At 33.1% G+C, this 9,023-nt stretch carries 7 protein-coding genes; all 7 read left to right on the top strand.

Features of this window, described 5'->3' with window-relative positions; genetic code table 11:
* Positions 1–143, top strand: a 143-nt coding sequence (locus B2U95_RS02895) for an SET domain-containing protein-lysine N-methyltransferase (RefSeq protein WP_296312914.1), incomplete at its 5' end; no start/stop codon positions are given.
* A gap of 202 nt (positions 144–345) precedes the next feature.
* Positions 346–2,553 (top strand): RelA/SpoT family protein, encoded by a 2,208-nt coding sequence (locus B2U95_RS02890; protein WP_296312593.1) that lies wholly within the window; start codon positions 346–348, stop codon positions 2,551–2,553.
* Between the two features lie 107 nt (positions 2,554–2,660).
* Positions 2,661–3,113, top strand: a complete 453-nt coding sequence (locus tag B2U95_RS02885) for a Fur family transcriptional regulator (RefSeq protein WP_296312591.1) — start codon at positions 2,661–2,663, stop codon at positions 3,111–3,113.
* A gap of 11 nt (positions 3,114–3,124) precedes the next feature.
* Positions 3,125–4,405 carry an adenylosuccinate synthase gene (locus B2U95_RS02880; RefSeq protein ID WP_296312589.1) on the top strand — a complete coding sequence of 427 codons (1,281 nt, stop codon included), beginning with the start codon at positions 3,125–3,127 and terminating at the stop codon, positions 4,403–4,405.
* 75 nt (positions 4,406–4,480) lie between these two features.
* The gene (locus B2U95_RS02875; protein ID WP_296312588.1) at positions 4,481–6,271 is read left to right on the top strand and encodes an OstA-like protein; all 1,791 of its coding nucleotides are present in this window, start codon (positions 4,481–4,483) and stop codon (positions 6,269–6,271) included.
* A 7-nt stretch (positions 6,272–6,278) separates the two neighbouring features.
* Positions 6,279–7,454 (top strand): aspartate aminotransferase family protein, encoded by a 1,176-nt coding sequence (locus B2U95_RS02870; protein ID WP_296312586.1) that lies wholly within the window; start codon positions 6,279–6,281, stop codon positions 7,452–7,454.
* A 160-nt stretch (positions 7,455–7,614) separates the two neighbouring features.
* The gene (locus B2U95_RS02865) at positions 7,615–9,021 is read left to right on the top strand and encodes a tetratricopeptide repeat protein (protein WP_296312582.1); all 1,407 of its coding nucleotides are present in this window, start codon (positions 7,615–7,617) and stop codon (positions 9,019–9,021) included.
* The last annotated feature ends 2 nt before the right edge of the window (positions 9,022–9,023 follow it).

Genomic DNA, 9,023 nt, shown 5'->3' with positions numbered 1-9,023 from the left:
TATCCAATAGCAATTTTAAAAATAATGCAAAAATCACATTAGATGACGACAACAATGTATGCATAAAAGCATCAAAAAAAATAAAACAAGGAGAAGAGGTGTTTTGCAGTTATGGTAAACGGTATTGGAAAAAACACAGCTGATAACACATGGTAAATTCCAGTAGACATAAGGAAATAGAACATTCATGAAAATCTACATTGAAATAACTCTTAATTAACGACTTCAATCGGTTAATAGACGAAAGCATATATATTTTCATATTCAAGAGACCCTAACTAAACTTCTAAAATTTCCTTCAAAAAAACCATTGCCTATTAGCAAAGGTTTTACTACATTAGTTCTATGACTGAGGAAGCCATAGAAATAGAAAATAAAGCCATTGCAAAAGCTTACAAAGAATTACTTAAGGTAAGCTATCAGACTCTGACTGCAAACGATAAGAAATTAATTCGTCATGCTTTTGAAGTAGCTGTAGATGCCCACAAAGACCAGCGACGCAAGTCTGGTGAGGCGTATATTTTTCATCCTATTGCTGTTGCTAAAATTGTAGCTCAAGAAATTGGCATGGATGCAACCTCTATTGCAGCAGCTTTGCTTCACGATGTGGTTGAAGACAATCCTGACTACACCATTGCAGACATAGAACGTCTTTTTGGTGAAACCGTTGCCAGAATTGTAGATGGTCTTACTAAAATTTCTTCGCTTAAAAAAGATATGGATGTCTCTCTACAGGCAGAGAATTTCAGAAAAATGTTACTCACATTAAATGATGATGTCCGAGTAATTATTATAAAAATCGCAGACCGTTTGCACAATATGCAGACTATGGATTCTATGCAAACAGACAAGCAAGTTAAAATTGCATCAGAAACCTTATACATCTATGCGCCTCTTGCTCACAGAATTGGACTTTATAATATTAAAACAGAACTCGAAGACTTAGGACTTAAATATACAGAGCCAGAAGTATACGAGGATATTTTAAGTAAGATACAAGACAGTAAAGAAGATCAAGACAAATACATTAAAGCGTTTTCTAAAGTTATAGAAGACTCCTTAAATACTGAAGGCTTAAACTACGAGATTAAAGGGAGACCAAAATCTATCTTCAGTATTCGTAGAAAAATGGTAAAACAAGGTGTTTCTTTTGATGAAGTGTATGATAAGTTTGCGGTAAGAATTGTTTACAAGTCTGATATAGCAAATGAAAAATTCTTAGCCTGGAAAATATATTCTATAGTAACGGATCACTTTACACCTAATCCTATTCGACTTCGCGATTGGATTTCTTCACCAAAATCTACAGGTTATGAAGCACTTCATATCACTGTTGTTGGACCAAAAAGTCATTGGGTAGAAGTACAGATTCGTAGTGAGCGTATGAATGAAATTGCAGAAAAAGGCTATGCTGCGCATTATAAGTATAAAAACAATGACAACAAAGATGATAATTTAGATCTTTGGATAAGCCGCCTACAAGAAGCACTTGAGAATAATGAAGCAGATGCCGTTGATTTTGTAGAACAGTTTAAGCTCAATTTATATTCTAAAGAAATATTTGTATTCTCACCAAAAGGAGATTTAAAATCACTCCCTAAAGGTGCTACTTCACTCGATTTTGCGTTTAGTATACACACCCAAGTTGGCATGAAAACAAGAGGAGCTAAAGTAAACGGTAAGTTAATGCCACTCAGTCACGAATTACAAAGTGGTGATCGTGTAGAGATAATGACTTCAGAAAATGTAAAGCCTAATGCCAATTGGCTAGACTATGCAACTACTGCAAGAGCACGGAGTAAAATTAAATCGGCATTAAATGCAGACACAAAAGAAATAGCCGAAGAAGGAAAAGAAATTTTAAGACGAAAGCTTAAACAACTTAAAATTACTTTGAATGAAAGTTCGGTTAACGATCTTGTTAATTATTTTAAACTCAGTACCTCTTTAGATTTGTTTTATCGCGTAGGTATTGGCACCATTGATAATACAAAGCTCAAAGCATTTGCATCGTCTCGAAGCAATGCCTTTATGAGCTATATTAAAAACCGTATCCGTAAAACAGATGTACCAAAGGATATTGACAAAGATGAGATTACCTCAAAGTACGATATGCTGGTTTTTGGTAAGGAAGAACAACACCTTAGTTACACCTTGGCTAATTGCTGTAGTCCTATTCCAGGTGATAAAGTGTTTGGTTTTGTTACGATTAACGATGGTATAAAAGTGCATAAAAAAAACTGTCCTAATGCAGTGAGTTTACAATCTAACTATGCTTACAGAATTATGCTAGCCAAGTGGATAGATTCTTCTCAACAGGTTTACACATCTCAGATCACACTTTCTGGTATAGATAATCTGGGTTTAGTAAGTGATATTACTAAACTCATATCTGGGAATTTACATGTAAACATGAAAAGTTTAAGTTTTTCTAGTGATGACGGTATCTTTACGGGTAAAATAACGGTTGAAGTTAAAAATCAAACGATGCTTAAAAATCTAATGGATAAGCTGAAAAAAATTAATGGTATAGATAAAGTCACTAGAGTATAGTTTTTTTCTTTATTAAATAAGTCTTGAAAACTTGTTCATTTCTTTCGCTTTTAATACTGAATTTAATAATTCATATCCTATAAATTTATGTAAATTTGTCTCTTATTATGGATGCAACCACAGAAGAAAGTAACCAAGAAATTGTAAAGCGTGTCTTTACACAATTCCTTGAAGATAAAGGTCATAGAAAAACACCTGAGCGTTACGCTATACTACAAGAAATTTATGATAGTGAAGATCATTTTGATATAGAATCTCTGTACATTAAAATGAAAAACAAAAACTATCGCGTAAGTAGAGCTACGCTCTATAATACTATTGAATTATTGTTGGATTGTTCACTAGTACGCAAACATCAGTTTGGGCAAAGTCAGGCGCATTACGAAAAATCATATTTTGATAAAAATCATGATCATGTTATTCTAACAGACACAGGAGAAGTCATAGAATTTTGTGATCCACGTATACAAACCATCAAACAAACCATCGAAGATGTTTTTGATATTGAGATAACTAATCATTCACTATATTTTTACGGAAATCGTAAAAAGGACAACTAACTAATTTTACAATGGCAGTAGATTTACTACTTGGATTACAATGGGGCGATGAAGGCAAAGGAAAAATTGTTGATGTATTTACCTCTAAATACGATATTATTGCACGCTTTCAAGGTGGGCCAAACGCAGGGCATACACTGGTTTTTAACGGTAAAAAACATATACTACACACGATTCCTTCAGGAATTTTTCATGAAGGCAAAGTGAATCTTGTTGGTAATGGCGTAGTTATCGATCCCGTTATTTTTAAAAAGGAATTAGACAAATTAGAAGAGCAAAATGTCGATTACAGAAAATCACTTTGTATTTCGCGAAAAGCTCATATCATTTTACCTACGCATCGCTTACTAGATGCTGCGAGTGAAGCTTCAAAAGGCAAAGCAAAAATAGGTTCTACATTAAAAGGTATTGGTCCAACTTATATGGACAAAACCGGTAGAAATGGCATTAGAGTTGGTGATATTGAATTAACCGACTGGAAAGACAAATACAGAGCTTTAGCAGATAAGCATGAAGCTATGATTGATTTTTACAACGTAGATATTCAGTATGATTTAAAAGAATTAGAGGCTGATTTCTTTAACGCCATTGAAACTTTAAAAAGTTTAAAATTTATAGATTCTGAAGAATACATTTATCAAGCACAACAATCTGGTAAATCTATTTTAGCTGAAGGGGCACAAGGATCGCTTTTAGATATTGATTTTGGAACGTATCCATTCGTTACATCTTCAAATACTACTGCAGCTGGTGCTTGTACAGGTTTAGGTGTTGCACCAAACCAAATTGGTGAAGTTTTTGGCATATTTAAAGCCTATACAACTCGTGTTGGTTCAGGACCTTTTCCAACAGAATTATTTGATGAAGATGGAGAAACTATGGGACGTGTTGGGCAAGAATTTGGTGCTACAACAGGTAGATCAAGACGTTGCGGTTGGTTAGATTTAGTGGCATTACGTTATGCTTGCCAAGTAAATGGTGTTACACAACTAATAATGATGAAAGGTGATGTGCTTTCTGGGTTTAAAACCTTAAAAGTATGTACTGCTTATAAATATAAAGGCGAAGAAATCACCCATTTACCATACAATATTGAAGCAGAAAACATAACTCCAATTTATACGGAAGTTAAAGGTTGGGCTGAAGATTTAACAGGTATGACACAAGCGTCTCAATTACCTAAACAATTAAATGATTATGTTGAGTTTTTAGAAAACAAACTTAATATCCCTATTACTATTGTTTCTGTTGGGCCAGACCGCAAGCAAACGATTATTAGAAAGACAATTTAGTAAGTTTGTACTTCTGTTAAAAAAACTGTTAAGGCATACTAAAGGAAATCTATACGTGTTATTTTATAAAAATATATGATGTTAAATCTTATAAAAAACATAAGCTTTCTTTTATGCTTTTGCACAGTATCGATCAGTTTTGCACAGAAGCAAAAAATCACTGTTGTCTACACTGGTACATTAACTACTGACCCTGAAATAAAAGAAGGCGCAAAAATCTTTGTAAGAGATAAATCAAAACAAGTCCACTTTATACATAAGGGAGCTGATGTTTTTTGTGATAAAGCAATTTATTATGAAGATGAAGACTTTTTAGAAGCTTTTGGTAATGTGAATATGAAACAAGGTGACTCTATTAATATGGTTGCCAAGTATGTGGAATATAGTGGTATAACACAACTAGCATTAGCAAGAGGTGATGTTGTCTTAACAGAACCACAGTCTGTGCTCACAACAGACTTACTCTATTTTAATAGAGCCAAACAACAAGCTTATTACAACACAAAAGGTAAAGTCGTTAGAGACTCTTCAGGTACAATTACAAGCCAAATTGGTCGCTATTATACGAATAGCAAAAAATATCAATTTGTGCAAGATGTTGTTCTTGTAAATCCTGAGTATACCCTAAATACAGAACGTTTAGATTTCTTTACAGAAAATGGTCATGCTTATCTTTTTGGACCATCAACTATTGTCGGAGAAACAAGCACTATTTATACGGAAAGGGGCTTTTATAATACAAACACTAATATTGGCAACTTTCAACGTAATGCTAAAATTGAATACGACAATAGAACTGTAGAAGGAGATAGTATATATTTTGACCGAAATCGCAGTTTTGCTTCTGCTACTAATAACATTACAGTTACAGATACCATTAACAAGAGTATTATTAGAGGTCATTATGCAGAAGTCTTTAGAGAAAAAGATTCTCTGTTTATAACCAAACGCGCCGTAGCCATTACAGTGCAAGAACAAGATTCTGTATATATCCGTGCAGATACTTTAATGGTAACAGGCAAAGAAGATAATCGTATCACTAGAGGCTGGAATAACGTACGCCTATTTAAAAGTGATTTAGCAGCAAAATCAGATTCCCTGCATGTTAACCACAAAACAGGTTTAACCAAAATGATAAACCTAGCTAGGTTTAGTTCTAATGATGTATTTTCTTTAAGACGAAAACCAGTATTATGGAACTTAGGTAACCAAATGACAGGTGATACTATTCATTTAATTTCTAACGTTGAAACAGAAAAACTAGATTCCTTAAAGGTTTTTAATAATGCATTTTTAGTAAGTAAAGATACCTTAGGTGAAGATAATTTTAATCAAATAAAAGGGCAACGACTTATAGGCTTATTTAGAGATAACGAATTGTATAACGTTGATGTTATAAAAAATGCAGAAGTTCTATATTACTCTAGAAATGAAGATCAGGAATTAGTTGGTATTAATAAATCTAAATCTGGGAGTCTTAATATAAAAATTAAAGAAAAAGCCATTCAACGTATTGGACTAATTAATCAAATTGATGGAGAGCTATTACCTCCGTCTAAATTCCCAAATAGCAGTAAACGCCTTAGAGGATTTGATTGGCGCGGAGAAGAACGACCAATGTCTGTTGACGATTTATTTAAAGACGAACCACCTTTAATATTAACAAAAATAAAAGGTCTCGACGACTATATACCACCTGAAGAATTTATTGATAATCAGGTTATTAAAAAAATAGAAGAAGCTGGCAAAGCTGCACCTAACAAACCAAATAAAGCAGCGCGTAACCTTCCTAAAAAGGAAGCACCTTTGGTACCATTGAAGAACAAAACTGATCCAAAAAAACTTCAGAATAAAACTGGTCAATAATAGCGTAATGCAAGATGATTTTTTTAAATATCAAGCGCAAACTACACCACATCCTTTGGCTATGGAAATAAGTCATGCCAAAGGTTCATATATATATGACACTAAAGGCAAAGCTTATTTAGACTTTGTTGCTGGTGTATCTGCTAATAGTTTAGGGCATTGTCATCCAAAAGTTGTCAACGCAATTAAAGAACAATTAGATAAGTACCTTCACGTCATGGTTTATGGAGAATACATTCAGAAACCAGCAGTTGAATTATCTAAACTAATTGCAAAAAATTTACCACAGCCATTAGAAACAACTTATTTAGTTAATTCTGGCACAGAAGCTATTGAAGGCAGTATAAAATTAGCCAGACGATATACTGGTCGTAGTGAAATCATAGCGGCCAAAAACGCATATCATGGTAATACAATGGGTTCTTTAAGTTTAATGGATTTTGAAGAACGAAAGAAACCTTTCCTACCCTTAATACCAGATATAAAGCATATAACATTTAATTGCGTTTACTGTCTAGAACAAATTACAGAACAAACAGCTGCTGTTGTATTAGAAACGATACAAGGTGGCGCTGGTTTTATTGAACCTATAAATAACTATTTACAGAAAGTTCAAGCAAAATGCAATGCAGTTGGTGCTGTTTTTATTTTAGACGAAATACAACCAGGTATTGGTAGAACAGGAAAATTATTTGGATTCGAAAATTACAATTGCCTACCAGACATAGTTGTAACTGGCAAAGGTTTAGGTGGTGGATTACCAATTGGGGCGTTTACCGCTTCAAAAGATATGATGCTACATCTTAGTGATAATCCAAAACTCGGACACATTACAACATTCGGTGGAAACTCAGTTATTGCAGCAGCAGCATTAGCCACACTAAAGGAAATTACCGAGTCTAATTTAATGACTGAAGCACTAGAAAAGGAACAACTTATTCGTAACAATCTTCAACATAAACATATCAAAGAAATAAGAGGTCGTGGCTTAATGCTCGCTTTAATCATGGCTAATTCTGAGGTCGTAAATACCGTTATTTTGCGTGCTCAAGAGGAAGGACTTATTCTTTTTTGGTTGCTTTTTGAACCTAAAGCCATTAGGATTTCGCCTCCACTAACAATTTCTAATGTAGAAATCATTAAAGGATGTCAGATGATAACTTCCATATTAGATTCGATTTAGTGCACTTTATGAAAACACAACTTACTGGTTTACATTATATAACATAGATTATTTAAAGTAAATTTTTAATGTTAATTAGTTTGTTAAGAACATTAAATCAAAAATCGATTAAGTGTAAATGATAAGAGTAAATTTAATCTAGTGAATATTTAAACCGCTTATGCAATACAGTCACGAAGACGAAAACTTATCGCTTACCAGATTCGAATCGATGTTAAAGACAAATGATATTTTGTTTTTTGATTCGAGTGAATTCGAAAATATTATTCACCATTACCTTGAAATTGGAAAAATTGCTTTAGCTAAGCGCGCTATTAAATTAGGCTTAGAACAACACCCTGCTTCTATTAATCTTAGATTATTTCAAGTAGAAATATTAATTATTGAAAATAAATTTCCTGACGCCAATAACATTCTCGAAATGCTTCATAATTTAGAGCCAGCAAATGAGGAAATTTTTATTCAAAAAGCAAATGTGCTTTCTAAACAAGATCAACATGAAAAAGCTATAGAAACATTACTCATAGCAATAAACATGTCTGATACTCCAGATGACGATGCTGACTTATATGCTTTAGTTGGTATGGAGTATTTGTTCTTGGATAAGTTTGATAAAGCCATTGTATATTTTAAAAAATGCTTAGAAACTGATGAGTCAGATTATTCTGCTTTACACAACATAGTCTATTGCTATGATTTCCTAAATAAAAATGAAGAAGCCATAGAATATCTAAATAAATTCTTAGATACAAATCCTTATTGCGAGGTAGGTTGGCATCAATTAGGTAGACAATATTTTACTTTAAAAGATTATGAGAAAGCTAATGCTGCTTTCGATTTCGCAATAATTTCTGATGACACTTTTGTAGGTGCTTATATAGAAAAAGGAAAGGTATTAGAAAAACTAAAGAACTACGAAGAAGCTATTGAAAATTATAAGATAACCTTAGCTTTAGAAGAACCTACGTCTTTTGCCTTATTACGAATAGGCCATTGCTACGAAAAATTAAATCAAGATGACTTAGCTATTCAATTCTTCAAAAAAACAGTAGATGAAGATCCTTTGTTAGACAAAGGTTGGTTGGCTATTACAAAATTCTACATGAAGCGCTTAAACTATCAAAAAGGACTTTATTATATTAATAAGGCCGTAAATATTGATGGTGATAATGCGCTATACTGGAAACTATATGCAACAATAAACAAACGCTTAAATTTTCTCGAAGAAGCAGAACGTGGTTATAAAAACACCTTAGAATTAGGCAACTATGAGCTAGATACCTGGTTAAATAGATCTGATATTTTAATTGCCCTTGGTGAGTTTGAAGCCGCTTCATTTAATTTAATTCAAGCTACTGAATTTTATCCCGAAAATGCAGAAGTAGAATATAGACTTGGCGGACTATACTTTACACTACACATGGTTGACGAAGGACGCTTTCATCTAAAGAATGCCGTTCTCTTAAATAAAGATTACAGCTTTATCATTTCAGAACTGTTTCCTAAGTTGGTAGAAAAACCTATGGTTAGCGCTATAATTTCAGATTCTAAAAAGGCGACCAACTAAAA

This window comes from Winogradskyella sp. UBA3174 (genome assembly GCF_002364335.1).
Lineage (GTDB): Bacteria > Bacteroidota > Bacteroidia > Flavobacteriales > Flavobacteriaceae > Winogradskyella.
Note: the sequence above shows the minus strand (reverse complement) of the source record. Positions and strands in the feature narration are given on the sequence as shown.

Coding starts and splice junctions, on each gene's coding strand:
- B2U95_RS02885 (WP_296312591.1), top strand. CDS start 2,661: ATGGATGCAACCACAGAAGAAAGTAACCAAGAAATTGTAAAGCGTGTC.
- B2U95_RS02870 (WP_296312586.1), top strand. CDS start 6,279: ATGCAAGATGATTTTTTTAAATATCAAGCGCAAACTACACCACATCCT.
- B2U95_RS02890 (WP_296312593.1), top strand. CDS start 346: ATGACTGAGGAAGCCATAGAAATAGAAAATAAAGCCATTGCAAAAGCT.
- B2U95_RS02875 (WP_296312588.1), top strand. CDS start 4,481: ATGATGTTAAATCTTATAAAAAACATAAGCTTTCTTTTATGCTTTTGC.
- B2U95_RS02865 (WP_296312582.1), top strand. CDS start 7,615: ATGCAATACAGTCACGAAGACGAAAACTTATCGCTTACCAGATTCGAA.
- B2U95_RS02880 (WP_296312589.1), top strand. CDS start 3,125: ATGGCAGTAGATTTACTACTTGGATTACAATGGGGCGATGAAGGCAAA.